The organism is Paenibacillus oryzisoli (genome assembly GCF_001653565.1).
Lineage (GTDB): Bacteria > Bacillota > Bacilli > Paenibacillales > NBRC-103111 > Paenibacillus_E > Paenibacillus_E oryzisoli.
On sequence record NZ_LYPB01000067.1, the window covers coordinates 61,443 to 78,055 of the forward strand.

Genomic DNA, 16,613 nt, shown 5'->3' on the forward strand with positions numbered 1-16,613 from the left:
ACCGCACATCTTCCATAGACTTCAATAGCCATTTCTCATTGTTCCAATGTAGTCGTTACGCCAACGAGTCTTCGTTTCGGCAGAAAAATAAGAGAAAGGATGACTCCAAGCACAGCGATACCGCAGCATACCCATAGCATGATATCCAAACCGCCAACGAAAGCATGTTGAACAGAAGCTAGTAGCGATGTGGAGTTCATTTGGTGAGCTACGGCTACCCCCGAAGAAACGTTATCTTGAACCGCGGCTGCGGCTTGCTCTGTCAAACCGCTCACATTCAAACGTTTATGGTACTCAGAATTCAATAATGAACCGAGAAAGGCTACACCGATTGTCCCGCCTACTTGACGTAGAGTCATAATTAAGGCAGAACCAACACCGCTCCGCTCGGCAGAAAGGACGCCAAGCGCCGCGTCCATCGCGGCTGGAAGTGCGAATCCGAAGCCAATGCCTAGACTTACAATCCATATGGCCGCAAATCCATAGCCGGTAGTGACGTCTGTGAACCCACCAAGGAAGAGTCCGAGAGCCATGAACATAAACCCGATCGCGACAATCGCTTTGTCGCCTAATTTCTTGACTAATTTGCCGGAAACCTGCGAGCCTATCAATAAACCACCAATCAGCGGGAGAATACGCAACCCAGTAGCTTGAGCATCTAGGCCATTCACAGCTTGGAAGAATAGGGGTAATCCGAAAAGAAAACCGAAGAATGCAAAGTTAACTAAGGTTGCGAGTGTGGCTCCCCAGGTAAATCTAGCTTCGCGGAACAATCCTAGATCGACAAGTGGTGAACGACTCCTTCGCTGCCACCATACGAATACGCCTAGCAGCATGAGCCCAGCAAGAATCGTAGCCAACGTACCGCCATCTGCCCAACCTGTGTCACCTGTCTTCGTAACGCCATACGTAACGGTTACTAGTCCTAAACTGGATGTCAGTATCCCGAAACCGTCTATCCGATGTTTCTCCGAACTACGGGACTCTGATATTAGCCACGCAACGGCTATAAGCGAGATAATAATAATAGGCACATTGATCAAAAAGATAGAGCCCCACCAGAATGTTTTTAGCATCCATCCCCCAAGTATGGGGCCTAGAGGCATACCCAACGCACTTGCGGTTACCCAAATTCGCATCGCTTTCGGTCTTTCTTCCTCCGAGAATATGACCGGCAGCAGGGACATCGAAAGAGGCATTAATAAGGCTGCGCCTAGGCCTAGAACAGCACGCCAAGCGATCAGCGCTTCGGTCGAATGTGCATAGGCGCAACCGACGGAGGCAACACCGAACAAGAGGAGGGCAAGTAACAGCATTTTCTTTCGCCCAAATCGATCTCCCAGCATCCCAGCTGGCAGCAAGGCTGCCGCAAGTACGAGATTATAGGCATTGGCAAACCATTGCAATTGACTAGTTGTAGCATGTAAATCGGTTGCTAATGTAGGTAGAGCTAGATTGAGAACGGTCATATCCAGGCCAACGGTTAACAAGCTAAAGGCTAAGACAGCAAGGACCCACCATCTTTTTGAACTGCTTTGAATCGCGTTCATTGTAATTCCACCTCTCCTTTTTAAAACTAACTAGTTATTTATATTTGAGCTATAAAGAAGGCCGCCCTTTAGTTGGACAAAGACGGCTCCATGACGCCATGAATAATAAATCGGGCGACTTGATCTTTATAATGCGCAATAGAAGCTGTTGAATGCGACTCATTCAAAAACGGCTTGAATCGCGAATAGGACTGGATGGACGAATAGACATTAGTCAGCAGAATAGTAGGAAATACTTTAGCATCTAAATCCGCGCGAAGTAATCCATTTATTTGTGCCTTCTTAGCCAGTTCGTAGAACCTAGTAACATCATCGGGTAAATACGTGATCTGATTCCAGGTTTTCCATTCCTCAGCCATTTCCCAAGAAAGGATTTTCAGATACCGCGGATGTTCTAATATAAATTGTAAGGACCCATGAATCAGCTTCTCTAAAAATTGCTTGAATTTAGCAGGATCCGAAGTTAATGAATCGTCTTGCAATAATTCACCACTGATATCTAACATCATCTTGTCGCCTAATTGATCGGCGCGAATAATAACTTCGGTGTACAGCCCTAACTTATCCTGGAAATATTGATAAATCAAACTTTTATTATAGCCTGCGGCCTTCGCTATGGCATCGATACGCGCAGCGGAAAATCCCTGCTCTGCAAATATCTCTTCTGCGGCGTCTAAGATAATTTCTTTGGTCCGTGCGGCATCGTAGGTTCTTTTTGGTTTAGGTTCTTGGGTTGATATATCAGTCACCTCCAACGAAATCAATTATAACTAACTAGTTAGATTTTATCAATAGGGGATTTTATTGAAGTAAAATGGAGCCGCGGCAAGCGCTAATACGCCAGCCCAACGCGGCAGCCGACATACGCGTCCTCTACCGCGACGTGGTAAGTGAACGCAGCGGTGTCGCCGACCGTGATGGACGTGCCGCCATCAGGCAAGAAGTCGCGCTCCGCGCGGAACTGACCCTGCGCCTCGCCGCCCGGCAAATACGTTGGACACACGACCGTCCAACGTAGGCCCGACGCGGCGAGGAGCGCCCACGCCTGGCGGTGCTCCTCCGCCGCGCGGGTCGAGGAGCGCCGCGTGTCCGGCGCTTGGAAGCGCAGCAGACCCGGATGCTCCCGGCTCTGCAAGATGCCGGCCGTGCCGACGGTGACCACGCGGCTCACGCCGGCAGCCTTCATCGCCCCGATGAGCAGGGGCGTGGCCTCGGTCAGCACCGTGCCGCCATCGGTGCCAAGGCAGCTTATGACCACGTCTACGCCGGTCATGGCGCCAGCAAGATCTCCTGCGGAACAGGCGTTACCTTGCACCAAGGTGAGCCTGTCGGAACGCAGTGATATTTTATCCATACTCCGTACGATGGCGGTTACCTCATGATGATCCTGCAGGGCTTGCGTTAGAACACGCTGACCTACGCGGCCAGTTGCTCCTAATAATAGAAAGTGCATCATACTACTCCTTCGATATGTCATCTATTACTATAGTATACCAAACAACGTGGAAGAAATAGAAAACTCCGTTGGCCATTTCAGGTGTGAGAGACGCTCCGCATCTGTGCCCCCATTGGACTGCTTGGCGTGGCGACTTGAACCGTTGCTTCGAATCCCGCATAATAGAAGGTATTGAATTCAAATGAAGACGGAATAGAAGGGAATTTCAAGGAGCATGAGAATTAATAAGTTTATTAGCGAAACCGGCGTGTGCTCCAGACGTGAAGCAGACAAATGGGTCGAAGCTAAGCGTGTAACGATTAATGGCGAAATTGCGGGACTCGGCAGCGTAGTAGGTCCTGGCGATGAAGTGAAGGTCGATGGGCGGGCGATTGGAGAGAAGAAAGAACACGTATATATTGCGCTGAATAAGCCTGTGGGTATTACCTCAACAACGGAAGCACATATTCGTGAGAATATCGTGGATTTCGTGGGGCATAGCGAGCGGATTTTTCCCATCGGCAGATTGGACAAAGACTCAGAGGGGCTTATTCTACTGACGAATAACGGGGATATCGTGAATCAGATCCTTCGTGCGGAGAACAATCACGACAAAGAATATATCGTAACGGTGAATCGTCCGATTACAGGGATGTTTCTAAAGGGAATGGCTAGTGGGGTACGTATTCTAGGCACGATGACGAAGCCTTGCGAAATTGTTCAAGTCAACGAACGTGTATTTCGTATCATTCTCACGCAGGGGCTGAACCGGCAAATTCGTAGAATGTGCGAAGCATTCGGCTATCGTGTAGTGCGGCTGCAGCGAGTTCGCATTATGCATATTCATTTGGGCGCTTTGAAGGTAGGGAAATGGCGGGATTTGACGCAAGGTGAATTAAAGGACTTGATGCACATGCTTAGCCAGGAGAAGTCACAGACGAATCGGTAACTGATAGATGAATGATATGCGTAGGCTTGAACATTCCGTGTGGGATGTTCAAGTCTTTTTTGCTAGGAGAGACAGAAAAATATTGGTATTTTATTCTCGTTGTATTGCAACCTTTTTCCAGCGCTCATCGTCAAGTAGTATATAGCAGTTGGACGCGTTCAAGCATGTGGGTCCACGTGTTGTATGGAGTCCTACTTAAGGAGGAAGATGACATTGAAATTGTTAAAACAAGCAAGCACGGTGGTACTCGCTTCGACATTGTTACTTACAGTTGCCCCTATGGGAGCATGGGCTGCGCAAAACGTATATGGTACAGCTACAGCTGGTATGATATCTCCTGCCAACCCCGGGCAAGCCGAGATTCCGGCGCAAGATGCCAAGATTACCAAAGAACAAGCGCTTGAGTATGCGAAAACCTACATAACACTGCCTGCTGATTATGTTCTCCAATCGATAAGTTTAAATGCTTTCTATGGTCAAAATGGACAGAACGTCCCTACGTGGAATATCAGTTATTCGAAGAAAGTGAAAGATCGTTTCTATGGTTCAGCGAATATTGCCATCAATGGTTTAGATGGCACGTTAACGTCTTATCATTTGAATGACAATGATCCCGAACATAAACCGTCGTACCCACCGAAGGTTGATTTTCAGGCAGCGAAGGAACTGGCTGCTGCATTTGTAACGAAAGTAAACCCATCGAAGCAGAAGGAATTGCTGTACGATGACTCGGTAGAGAAAGCGTTACGTACTCCGCTGGACGGCAATTATCAATATAACATCCGCTATGATCGATCCGTTGGGGGAGTTCCCTACTCGGGCAATGGACTTAATGTCAATATTAATGGTGAAGGTCAAGTAACGAGCTATTGGTACAATTGGGACGATAAGGTAGTTTTTGAAAAGGGGAGCACACCGATCTCCAAAGAGAAGGCAGATCAGCTTTTCCGTGAGAAGCTTGAGCTTGCCCTACAGTATCAAATCCCATATAACGCGCAAGGAAAACATACGCCAATTATTTCTTACAATATGAATACTTTAGCATTGGACGCTGCAACGGGCGAGGTCTGGCAACCATTCCCTAACTTGAGTGGGGGCAATAAGCCATTGACGGATAAGCCTCTGGGTACGAAACCGTCAGCTACCTTGAATTTGACGAAGGAAGAAGCAGTTAAGAAAGTAACGACAACGTTTAACTTGTCCTCCGAGTACAAGCTGCAAGAAGCTTCTTATAATGAAACCAAGAATGAGGAAACAGGCGAGACATCCTCGAGCTGGAATATGAGCTGGACCAAGACAACGACAGATACATCAGCCTCTGGGAAAATGGTTGCAGGAAATAACGTATGGGCATCGGTGAATAGTAAAACCGGCGTTATTACGAATTTCAACTATTATGTACCTTATAGCGGCGATAACGATAAGCCTATTGAAGGTAAGGTTTCGATAGATGATGCGATTGCGAAAAGCACGGAATTTGTCAAAGCGCAGCTTCCTGGCTACACGGATCAACTTGTGCTTAATGTTCAGAAGGAGTATTCCGAGGACACGCTGAAGCAAATGCGAACATGGGAAATTAGTTACAAACGCGTCATTGACGGTGTTGCTGCAGCTAATGAAGAGGTGCGTGTCAGCATCGACCGTGTAACGGGAGCTATCTCGAACTATTATGGATCCCTAAGTGAAGTCGCGTATCCCGCTCAAAAGCCGGAGGTCATTTCCGTTGATAAAGCCAAGGCGCTATGGTTGGCACAATTCGATGTGAAACTTGGCTATGTATTGGAGAGCAATGGGTACATCGGCGCTGTGCCAATCGAGAAATACCGCTTAATGGTGGCATCAGGGGAAGTTCCTCCAGCAGCCGCTGTGAATGAGAAAGCGGAGTTGAAGGCGAAGCTTGTGTATTCACTTGTTCCTAAAAATGTGAACCGCGACAGCTTCCTTTTGGATGCCGTGTCGGGTCAATGGCGCAGTGCGCAATCCGGCGAGGTTATCTCTTTGGATAAAGTGATTGTCAGTGATATTGATAAGCACTGGGCTCAAAATGAGCTTCAACTAATGCTTGATTATCAAGCTTTGGATGTGAAGGATGGCAAAGTGAATCCAGACCAAACGATTAAGCGTGGCGAGTTGGTCAAAATGCTTGTTATCGCCATGAATGGCGGGGGCGGCGGCATCTATTACGGAGCTGAGCGTGCTGCTTCCTTCGCGGATGTGGGCAATGGGTCTAAGTATTTTGCCTATGTGGAGAATGCCGTTGATCGCGGGTTGCTTGATGTAGGGAAAGAGTTCAATCCAGAAGCGACGATGAATCGTGAAGAAATGGCGCAATTGATCGTGAAGGCGCTCGGATATCACAGTCTAACCAAGTTTGATGAGGTATTTAATAAAGATTTCTTAGATGCTGGGAAGGTATCTAATGTTGGTGATGCTGCAATCGTGTTAGGGTTGAAAATCATGACGCTAAACGGTGGTAACTTTGCTCCGCAAGAAGAAGTAACGAAAGCGCAGGCAGCGAGCGCATTCTATCGTTTCTTACAAACGAGAGCGGAATTGCAAGATAAGCCTCGGTATTACTACTAGTCTCCAACTAGATAAAGACCTCTCAATTGATTATTGAGAGGTCTTTATTCGTTATCATTTAGGGCATGCTAGAAGAGACGATTACCCTTTTTTGAAAAGCAGCACACACAATCGTCGATAATGCTCTTTCATATGTTCTTTCGTATACTTCTTCTCGTTTTTGATATGGAAGTAGCCGATAGGCGAGATGGAGCAAATAATCGTATGCGCGGCTAGCTCTGGCTCAGGATGATGGACGGGATCATCACCGATTGACTCGCGAATAAGCTCGGATAATTGATCGCGAATGGTGCGATACATGGGTGAAATGAAAAAGTTGGCATCATTATTGTCGCAATTGATATTCATCTTGGCAGACATTTCAACAATTAATTCTGCGTTTGCCTCGATCGCATCAATCCAAAAGCCCAACATACCCGAGAGTCGATCTAATGGAGATTCGTGTTTATGATTGTCCAGATAGGCTGTAATCTCCTGAATAATCTGGCTACCATAGTGTTGGAGGACATCAAAGCACAGGTCCCCTTTATGGGCATATCTGCGGTATAAAGTTGCTTGTCCGATGCCTGCTGTTTTGGCAATTTGATGCATGCTGACGGAATGAACGCCGTGCTCATGAAAGAGTTGATTGGCCGTTTGTAGGATTAATTGGCGATTTTCCATGGCGTCCTTGCGTTCGTGGCGAATGGACATCTTGTAACCACCTCATAAATTAAGAAATGTGAGCTGTTCGTATTGACAAACAAACTAAAGTTGGGTAGCATCATACTGTAAACGGACATCTGTCCGTTTACAACAATAGGCATAAGCAGTTCATAACTGACACTATTGTACCGTGTAGATGATAAGCGGTCAACGATAGACAAGAGAGAGAAATTATCGGATGGAGGGATTACATGTCTTCACAAGCAACATCGAAAGAAACAGAAGCTCCGTTTTCAATGCGTAGTATTTTGGGGCCGCTGATCGCAATTGTCGTGGGTATTTTCATGGTTATTTTGGACGGAACAGCAGTCAACGTTGCGCTTCCTAAGCTGCAAGAAGAATTCAATTTGCTAAATTTATCACTCGTTCAATGGACCGTCATTGGTTATGCCTTAGCACAAGCCGCGGTTATTCCATTGGCAGGTTGGTTATCGGATCGTTTCGGTGCCAAGAAGATTTTCCTTATTTCGGTAGGCCTCTTCACAATAGGCTCTGGCCTATGTGCGCTAGCGAATTCGGTTGAAATGTTAATTACGTACCGTATCATTCAAGGCTTAGGCGGCGGTGTCGTCGTGCCGATTGCGATGGCCTTCATTTATCGTCTATCTCCTCCGGGTAAAGTAGGGGCTGTTATGGGTATGATGGGGATTCCGATCTTACTGGGTCCTGCTCTTGGTCCTGTCGTTGCAGGTTGGTTGGTTGAGTATCACAGCTGGCAGTGGATTTTTCTTATTAATTTGCCTATTGGTGTTATTGGTATTATTTTAGGTATTCGTACATTGCCAAATATGCAGCGTCAAAGCGTTGCTTCTCTAGATTTGCTAGGTATGTTGTTAGGGCCCTTGGCTTTCGCGGCACTTGTGTATGGTGTTTCCAACGGTGGTATTGATCCGGTTACGGGGAAATCCACTTGGACAGATGCTGATACACTGATCGGTTCTGCTGTTGGTATTGTGGCACTTATCCTATTCATTATTGTTGAATTGAAACAGAAGAATCCGCTCTTGGAGCTACGTGTATTCCGTTCAGGCAACTTTACGAAAGGGATTATCGTACAATGGATCTCTCAGATTGCCATGTTCGGTACGATGTTCCTTGTACCCTTATTCTTACAACAAGCACATGGTTACAGCCCATTGAAAACAGGATTGATCATGCTTCCTCAAGCATTGGCTTCCGGATTGTTCATGCCAATTGGCGGTAAGCTGTCCGACCGTTTCGGTGCTCGTCCGCTCGTTATTGCGGGGATGGCTCTTACAACAATTTCGGCATTGTTGCTTTCCAATATTTCTGGTGATTCCGGTGTAGGTACGGTTATGCTGCCACTTACGCTTCTGGGAGCGGGTATGGGATTATTCATGATGCCGCTGAACAATCACTTGATTCAATCGGCACCGCAGAATTTGGTCGGTCGTGTAACGTCCTTGACGAATGCGGCGCAGCAAGTCATGATGTCTTTCGCCATTGCGATCTTGATGACGATTTTCAGTACGAAATTTAAGGATTTGATGGTTGAGTCAGGCAAACAACAACCGGATGTAGGCTTATATGCGTCAGCATTCGGACATACATTCCTTATTTTGCTGGGTATCGCGATTGTTGGCGGTCTGCTTGGTTTGATGCTGCAGAAGCCTAAGAAAATTGAAGGCGAGTCCGGGAATGCTGCAGAAATTCCGATGATGGTAGGTCACTAAACAGTAAGCATAGACATATAGGAGCCGCGCCTCAAGGTCAATTGACTTCGAGGGGCGGCTTTTGTTTGTAGCGGCAAGCCCACGCCGTACACCGTGGCGAGGCCCCGCGATAGTGAAAAACATCACTAACGGCCAAGAATCCGCCGTACACCGTGGCGAGGCCCCGCGATAGTGATGAAAAACATCACTATCGCCGATGATTACGCCGTACACCGTGGCGAAGCCCCGCGATAGTGATGAAAAACATCACTAACGCCGATGATTACGCCGTACACCGTGGCGAAGCCCCGCGATAGTGATGAAAAACATCACTATCGCCGAAGAATCCGCCATACACCGTGGCGAAGCCCCGCGATAGTGATGAAAAACATCACTATCGCCGATGATTACGCCGTACACCGTGGCGAAGCCCCGCGATAGTGATGAAAAACATCACTAACGGCGATGATTACGCCGTACACCGTGGCGAAGCCCCGCGATAGTGATGAAAAACATCACTATCGCCGAAGAATCCGCCATACACCGTGGCGAAGCCCCGCGATAGTGATGAAAAACATCACTAACGCCGAAGACCCTGCCGTACATCGTGGCGAGGCCCCGCGATAGTGATGAAAAACATCACTAACGCCGAAGACCCCGCCGTACACCGTGGCGAATTGCCGCGATAGTGATGAAAAACATCACTAACGCCGAAGATTACGCCGTACACCGTGGCGAATTGCCGCGATAGTGATGAAAAACATCACTAACGCCGAAGACCCCGCCGTACACCGTGGCGAGGCCCCGCGATAGTGATGAAAAACATCTCTAACGCCGAAGATTACGCCGTACACCGTGGCGAATTCTTCTCTTCTTTATTTGCGTACAGAACGCACCGCCATATGTTACAATGGATGTTAAAACTTAAATGAAGCTTCAAGCAAAGAAAGGGTGTTCGAGAAGATGGTTGTATCTGGTAAAGTAGGTTTGGAAGATATTATTAGAGCCAATCATGTGCTCAGCAGGGTGATCGAACCGTCGCCGCTGCAACGCAATGAGCTGCTCTCTAACCAGTATGAATGTAACGTTTATCTCAAACGTGAAGATATGCAAATTGTGCGTTCGTTCAAAATTCGCGGAGCTTACAATGTGATCCAGAGCTTAACGGATGAAGAACGCGCAGCGGGGGTTGTATGCGCGAGTGCAGGCAATCATGCACAGGGGGTAGCTTATTCTTGTAAGCAGCTAGGCATTGAGGGCAAAATCTTCATGCCGACCACAACTCCGCGTCAGAAAATTTCGCAAGTGAAGCTGTTCGGAGGCTCTTTCGTGGAAGTTATCCTCGTTGGCGACTCCTTCGATGATTCCTCAGCACAAGCGAAGGCTTACTGCCTGCAAGAGAAAAAGGTATTCATCCATCCATTTGATGATGTACGTACGATTGCTGGACAAGGGACGGTTGGCCTGGAGATCATGAATCAGATGCCGGAAACGCCGGATTTCATCTTTGCTACGATTGGCGGAGGTGGACTAGCTGCTGGTGTGTCTACTTATGTGAAGAGCGTGTCCCCACGAACGCGCATTATTGGTGCAGAGCCGGAAGGCGCGGCAAGTATGACAGAAGCTTTGAAGCAGGGGAGCGTCGTTAAGTTATCATCCATTGAGAAGTTTGTTGATGGAGCAGCTGTAGCCCAAGTTGGCGAGATGACGTTCGATATTTGCAGAGAGAAACTAGAGGATATCGTGATTATCCCTGCCGGAAAAGAGTGCACAACGATATTGGAGTTGTACAACAGCAATGCAATTGTCATTGAGCCTGCAGGAGCTCTTCCTGTTGCTGCACTGGATGCGTACCGCGAACAAATCCGGGGCAAGAACGTTGTCTGTATCATCAGCGGTGGGAACAATGACATCGACCGGATGCAGCAAATCAAAGAGAGATCGCTTGTGTACGAAGGATTAAAGCATTACTTTGTCTTGAATTTCCCTCAACGGGCAGGAGCGCTGCGTGAATTCCTAGAGGAAGTACTGGGTCCTTCCGACGATATCACGCGTTTTGAATATACGAAGAAGAATAATCGTGATGACGCGCCGGCATTAGTGGGGATCGAGCTTAAAAACAAAGACGATTATGAAGGACTCATCGAGCGCTTATCTCGTAAAGATTATGGCTATATCGAAATCAATAAGGATCCCAAACTATTTAACCTTCTCATTTAGAGGAGGTTTTTTTGCCAGAGTTTATGTGAGATGCTGGTGACGGTTCATCTGTTTTCTCGTATGAAAAGTGTCATAAAATTCACATCGTACTATCTAGATTTAATTAACCGATGGTTGTATAATCGATAATTGGGGCTTTGAACCTATATTGTTCGGAAAAACAAAATGAGCATGTTAACTTGTGTGACATAACGATTTGCGTGAATCATTAAGAAGATTCTCTTTTCTGTTAGGAATCTAGATGATACACTTAAAATGAAGTCAACTTACATAATTTAACTGAATTTGGTCAACCTACAGTGTGGGCTTCATGGTTTCAATTTTCAATTAAATGATGATACGATGGGGGTAAAATCGATGAAGAAGATTTTTTCAACAGTTCTGATGACTGTGACGGTTTCTGCATTAGTGATTTCCGGTTGTGCCAAAAAGGAAGAGACAAACACGGGTTCATCCGCATCGCCAGCAGCAAGCGCAGCAGCTAGTGATAACACAGGTAAAGATTTTAAAATCGGCATGGTTACAGATATCGGTGGCGTGAACGACAAATCCTTTAACCAAAGCGCTTGGGAAGGCTTGACACTACTGAAGAAACAAACAAGCGCTAACGTGAAAAACCTTGAAAGTAAAAGCGATGCAGACTACACGCCTAACTTGAATCAATTCGTTAAAGACGGATACAACCTAACTTGGGGTATTGGTTTCTTGATGGGTGATGCGGTTAAAACAGTAGCAACTCAAAACCCGAACGCGAAACTTGCGATCATCGATAACGTTGTAGAAGCACCAAACGTAGAGTCCGTTACTTTCTCCGAGCAAGAAGGTTCCTTCCTTGTTGGTGTGGTTGCAGGTCTTACAACAAAAACAAATAAAATCGGCTTCGTTGGCGGTATCGACATTCCAGTTATCAAACGTTTCGAAGCTGGTTTCGTAGCTGGCGTTAAAGCGGTAAAACCAGATGCGAAAATCCAAATCAACTACACAGGCGCATTTGACAAGCCTGATCTAGGTAAAGCGGCAGCAGCAACGATTTACAACGATGGCGCTGATATCATTTTCCACGCAGCTGGATCCACAGGTAACGGTGTATTCAACGAAGCGAAAGATCGCGCGAAAAATGGTAAAAAAGTATGGGTTATCGGTGTAGATAAAGACCAATCCTTAGAGTTTGGTGATGAAGTAACCCTGACATCCATGTTGAAGCGTGTTGATTCTGCGGTACTTCGCGTATCCAAAGATGTTATCGCTAATAAATTCCAAGGTGGTAAAGTCGTTACTCTGGGTCTGAAAGACGATGGCGTGGGCCTTCCTGAAACATCCAAGAAAAACGTCTCCGCAGATATTTTGAAAAAAGTTGACGAGTATAAAGCCAAAATTATTAGCGGCGAAATCAAAGTTCCTGAAAAACCATAAGCGTCCAACCGACGTTACTGGCATGAACGATAGGTTTGCTTCTGTACAAACAAGGCTAGTTACTTTAACTAGCCTTGTTCTTTAGTTTTAATGGGAAACAAAGAATAAAAAATTGATCCTTAGGGTGATCTGATGAGTGAAGCAGTCCCAGTTGTAGAACTTCGTAGTATTACGAAACGATTTCCAGGCATTGTTGCGAATGATGCTATTAGCTTGAAGCTCCAAAAAGGTGAAATCCACGCCTTGCTTGGTGAAAATGGCGCAGGTAAATCAACACTAATGAACATTGTGTTCGGTTTATATCAGCCAGATGAAGGCAGTATTTATGTGCAAGGCAATGAAGTTTCCATCGATAGTCCGAATCGAGCGATTGAGCTCGGCATCGGGATGGTGCATCAACATTTCAAGTTGGTACAACCTTTTACAGTGACAGAAAATATCATCTTGGGGATGGAACCCAAACGTGGTTTGAATGTGGACATCCGAACAGCACAAGAGAAAGTGCGCAAGCTATCTGAGCAATATGGTTTACGTGTCGATCCAAAAGCCAAAGTTGAAGATATTTCAGTCGGTATGCAGCAGCGTGTAGAAATATTGAAAACGCTGTATCGCGGCGCCGATATTTTAATTTTTGATGAGCCTACAGCTGTACTAACGCCGCAAGAGATTAGTGAATTGATGGTCATTATGCGTAACCTTGTGAAAGAGGGCAAGTCCATTATTCTCATTACACATAAGCTGAAAGAAATTATGGAGATCGCGGATACGGTAACGATTATTCGCCGCGGGAAAGTGATTGATTCCTTGGCACGCGCGCAAGCGAATCCACAAATTCTGGCCGAGAAGATGGTTGGGCGCGATGTCTCTTTTAAAGTGAGTAAGGAAGCCGCCAAACTTGGAGAGCCTGTTCTTCAGGTTCAAGATTTGATGGTGCGTAATCAGCAAGGCTTAGCCTCGCTCAAAGGACTTAATTTTGAGGTGAAGGCAGGAGAAATTCTCGGTATCGCAGGTGTGGATGGCAACGGTCAGAGTGAATTGATCGAGGCGTTGACAGGCTTGCGAACTGTGGATGGCGGCAAAGTGCTGCTCATGGGCAGTGATATTACCAATCAGACACCGCGTGATATTTCCGAAGCAGGGCTGTCGCATATCCCTGAGGATCGTCATAAACACGGGCTAGTGCTTGATTTTACAATGAGTGAAAATATGGTGCTCGAGACGTATTTCCATCCTGCGTATAACAAAGGAGGCTTCTTGAACTATGAGGCCATCGATAAGCATGCGGAGGCGTTGATTAAGCAGTTCGACGTGCGTACACCGAGTATTTACAACAAAGCGCGCTCCTTGTCCGGTGGTAATCAACAAAAGGCGATTATTGCGAGGGAAATACATAAGAATCCGAACTTGCTAATCGCAGCGCAGCCGACGCGTGGTTTGGATGTGGGCGCGATTGAGTTCGTTCATCGGATGCTGATTGAGCAGCGGAACAAAGGGAAAGCTGTTCTGTTGATTTCTTTTGAGCTGGATGAAATTATGAATGTTTCCGACCGGATTGCCGTTATCTACGAAGGACAGATTGTAGGCGAAGTAATGCCGCAGGATACGAATGATCAGGAGATCGGTCTGCTGATGGCGGGCAGTAAAGCAACGCAGAAAGGAGCCCTTCATGAATAAAATTGTTCGCGTTTTTACAAGTGAATCAGCGGTCAATCCCCTTGTCGCGATCGTGCTGGGGCTGCTATTCGGAGCGCTTATCATGCTCGCTGGCGGTTACAATCCGATCGCTGCGTATGGGGCATTGTTTTCTCGGATACTGGGCAGTCCGTACGATATTGGTGAATCGATTCGGGCGATTACGCCATTGATTCTTACAGGTTTATCCGTGGCATTCGCATTCCGTACAGGTTTGTTCAACATCGGTGCGGAAGGGCAGTTCGTGATGGGGATGACGGGGGCGACCTTTATTGGTGTCAAAATCCATGGCCTGCCATGGATCATCCATGCTCCACTTGCAGTCATTGTCGGTGCGTTGGTCGGCGGCCTGTGGGGCGCTATTGCAGGTTATTTGAAAGCGAAACGCGGCGTTAACGAAGTCATCACCACGATCATGTTGAACTGGATCTCGTTGTTCTTGTCCAACTATATCGTGAATGCCTTCCTTCTAGAGCCTAAGCAGCAACGTTCTTATATGATTCAAGACTCGGCTTCACTCAGTATAGGCTGGTTATCGGAAGCGATGAACCATGCAAGACTCCACTGGGGTACCTTGATTGCCATTCTGGCCGCGGTTGTCTTCTATTTGATTCTTTGGAAAACGAAGCAAGGCTACGAACTGCGTGCCGTTGGGCATAATATCGATGCTGCCAAGTATGCGGGTATGAACGTGAATAAGAACATCATTAAGGCGATGTTTATCTCCGGGGTGTTCGCTGGTCTTGCTGGTGTGTTCGAAGTTCTCGGTGTCTTTCATTATCAGGTCGTTGCTGCAGGCACGCCGGGGTATGGGTTCGATGGTATCGCGGTATCTTTGCTCGGGGCCAATAATCCGATAGGTGTCGTGTTGGGCGCTGTCCTTTTCGGCGGCTTATCATATGGTTCTGCGGGGATGAGCTTTGGTGCGGATGTACCGCCAGAAATTATCCGTATTGTCATCGGATCGGTGATTTTCTTCGTTGCTACCCAAGGTATTGTCAAATGGGTACTGATCCCGTTCTACGGCAAACGCAAGAAAGAGAGGGCTTCCTAATATGGACCTGCTCAGTATGCTCAATGCGTTCTTCACGAAATTCAGTGAACTTATTAATACGACGCTGGTGTATTCCACAGCGCTTATCTTCGGAGCTTTAGGTGGTATTTACTCGGAGCGTTCCGGTATTGTCAATATCGGGATCGAGGGTCTGATGGTTTCCGGCGCATTCGCATCCGCAGTTGGCGCTTACTATGCGGAAGAAGCGAATATGGGTGCCTGGTCCCCGTGGATTGGCCTCTTGTGCGCGCTGTTATTCGCTCTGATCTTCGCCTTGATTCATGCCGTTGCGACGATTTCGTTCAAAGCGAATCAAGTCATCAGTGGTGTAGTTATCAACTTCTTGGCAGCTGGTGTGACGTTGTACTTGGTGAAAGTATTGTTCGATGGGGCGGGTCAAACCGAAACCTTGAATGATGTGTTCTCTAAATGGGAAATTCCGCTGCTGTCCAAAATTCCATATATCGGGTACGCGTTGTTCACAGCTTATCCAACGACATACATTGCTCTAATACTCGTTTTCGTGACGTGGTATGTGCTGTTCAAAACGCCGTTCGGCCTGCGCCTGCGTGCGGTGGGTGAACATCCAAGCGCTGCGGATACTGTAGGGATTAAAGTGAAACGCATCCGTTATCTAGGCGTTCTCATCAGCGGCCTGCTAGGTGGCCTTGGCGGAGCGACAATCACATTAACGACAACAAGTGCGTTCTCGCATAACACGATCTCGGGCCAAGGATTTATTGCGATGGCTGCGATGATCTTCGGCAAATGGCATCCATTTGGCGCGCTGGGCGCTGCGGTATTCTTCGGCATGGCGCAAGCGCTCAACAACTTCATGCGGCTGTTCGATTTCTCCAAGGATATCCCGCAGGAATTCCTCTACATGCTGCCTTATGTACTGACGATCCTCGTATTGGCAGGCGCCGTGGGCCGTGCGAAAGCACCGTCAGCTCTAGGTGAGCCGTACGATCCGGGTAAGAGATAGGTTGAAGATTAAGCACCATCATGGGCGTGATCCTGTGATGGTGCTTTTTTTCGTATGTGGTAGGTCGATGAATACGCCTTCCATAACTTCCACCCCGCCTGCGCCACGAACTCCGCGTCCTAACCACGCCTTTTCTGACCCGAAGCTTCACTACACCGTCAAACACGTTTTCTTTGCCCCGCGTCCCCTCCAAACGCTAGCCCCTGAGTAGAATAACTGGATTCCTACAGCTAATTCAGCTGTAATGTCGATTTTTGGTAATTAACTGTAAATAAGAGTCAATTTCATAATCTCAAACCCGCACCAAACCTAGCTTTTTTCACACATAAAAAGGGACTACCTCCCCAAATCTCG

The 16,613-nt window shown here is 47.1% G+C and carries 12 protein-coding genes; 8 read left to right on the forward strand and 4 right to left on the reverse strand.

The annotated features are described in order from the left end of the window. Positions 1–35: 35 nt before the first annotated feature. The 3 genes from A8708_RS14850 to A8708_RS14860 form a co-directional block, all read right to left on the reverse strand. Complete coding sequence (locus tag A8708_RS14850; protein ID WP_068664676.1) at positions 36–1,550, reverse strand: DHA2 family efflux MFS transporter permease subunit; 1,515 nt, start codon at positions 1,548–1,550, stop codon at positions 36–38. A gap of 68 nt (positions 1,551–1,618) precedes the next feature. After that, positions 1,619–2,299 carry a TetR/AcrR family transcriptional regulator gene (locus A8708_RS14855; protein ID WP_068664678.1) on the reverse strand — a complete coding sequence of 227 codons (681 nt, stop codon included), beginning with the start codon at positions 2,297–2,299 and terminating at the stop codon, positions 1,619–1,621. Between the two features lie 83 nt (positions 2,300–2,382). Then, complete coding sequence (locus A8708_RS14860; RefSeq protein ID WP_338044203.1) at positions 2,383–3,027, reverse strand: NAD(P)-dependent oxidoreductase; 645 nt, start codon at positions 3,025–3,027, stop codon at positions 2,383–2,385. A 193-nt stretch (positions 3,028–3,220) separates the two neighbouring features. On the opposite strand from A8708_RS14860, the gene rluF reads away from it, so the two are divergent. Beyond that, positions 3,221–3,934, forward strand: coding sequence for a 23S rRNA pseudouridine(2604) synthase RluF (gene rluF / locus A8708_RS14865; RefSeq protein ID WP_068664682.1), 714 nt, complete (start codon positions 3,221–3,223; stop codon positions 3,932–3,934). A 213-nt stretch (positions 3,935–4,147) separates the two neighbouring features. Beyond that, on the forward strand, positions 4,148–6,517 hold the full coding sequence (locus tag A8708_RS14870; RefSeq protein WP_068664684.1) for a YcdB/YcdC domain-containing protein: 2,370 nt from the start codon (positions 4,148–4,150) through the stop codon (positions 6,515–6,517). A gap of 81 nt (positions 6,518–6,598) precedes the next feature. Here the strand turns inward: A8708_RS14870 and A8708_RS14875 are convergent, their stop codons facing one another. Then, positions 6,599–7,210: a TetR/AcrR family transcriptional regulator gene (locus A8708_RS14875; protein ID WP_068664686.1), complete on the reverse strand. Its 612-nt coding sequence runs from the start codon at positions 7,208–7,210 to the stop codon at positions 6,599–6,601. 203 nt (positions 7,211–7,413) lie between these two features. Here A8708_RS14875 and A8708_RS14880 point away from each other — a divergent pair, with 203 nt between their 5' ends. From A8708_RS14880 to A8708_RS14905, 6 genes are all read left to right on the forward strand, one after another. Beyond that, the gene (locus A8708_RS14880; RefSeq protein WP_068664688.1) at positions 7,414–8,916 is read left to right on the forward strand and encodes an MDR family MFS transporter; all 1,503 of its coding nucleotides are present in this window, start codon (positions 7,414–7,416) and stop codon (positions 8,914–8,916) included. A 942-nt stretch (positions 8,917–9,858) separates the two neighbouring features. Further along, positions 9,859–11,115 carry a threonine ammonia-lyase IlvA gene (gene ilvA / locus A8708_RS14885; protein ID WP_068664690.1) on the forward strand — a complete coding sequence of 419 codons (1,257 nt, stop codon included), beginning with the start codon at positions 9,859–9,861 and terminating at the stop codon, positions 11,113–11,115. A 357-nt stretch (positions 11,116–11,472) separates the two neighbouring features. Next, the gene (locus A8708_RS14890; RefSeq protein ID WP_068664692.1) at positions 11,473–12,528 is read left to right on the forward strand and encodes a BMP family lipoprotein; all 1,056 of its coding nucleotides are present in this window, start codon (positions 11,473–11,475) and stop codon (positions 12,526–12,528) included. A gap of 132 nt (positions 12,529–12,660) precedes the next feature. Beyond that, the gene (locus A8708_RS14895) at positions 12,661–14,202 is read left to right on the forward strand and encodes an ABC transporter ATP-binding protein (protein WP_068664694.1); all 1,542 of its coding nucleotides are present in this window, start codon (positions 12,661–12,663) and stop codon (positions 14,200–14,202) included. Then, positions 14,195–15,274, forward strand: coding sequence for an ABC transporter permease (locus A8708_RS14900; protein WP_068664696.1), 1,080 nt, complete (start codon positions 14,195–14,197; stop codon positions 15,272–15,274). The genes A8708_RS14895 and A8708_RS14900 overlap by 8 nt, the downstream gene beginning before the upstream one ends. 1 nt (position 15,275) lies before the next feature. Further along, the gene (locus A8708_RS14905; protein ID WP_068664698.1) at positions 15,276–16,259 is read left to right on the forward strand and encodes an ABC transporter permease; all 984 of its coding nucleotides are present in this window, start codon (positions 15,276–15,278) and stop codon (positions 16,257–16,259) included. The last annotated feature ends 354 nt before the right edge of the window (positions 16,260–16,613 follow it).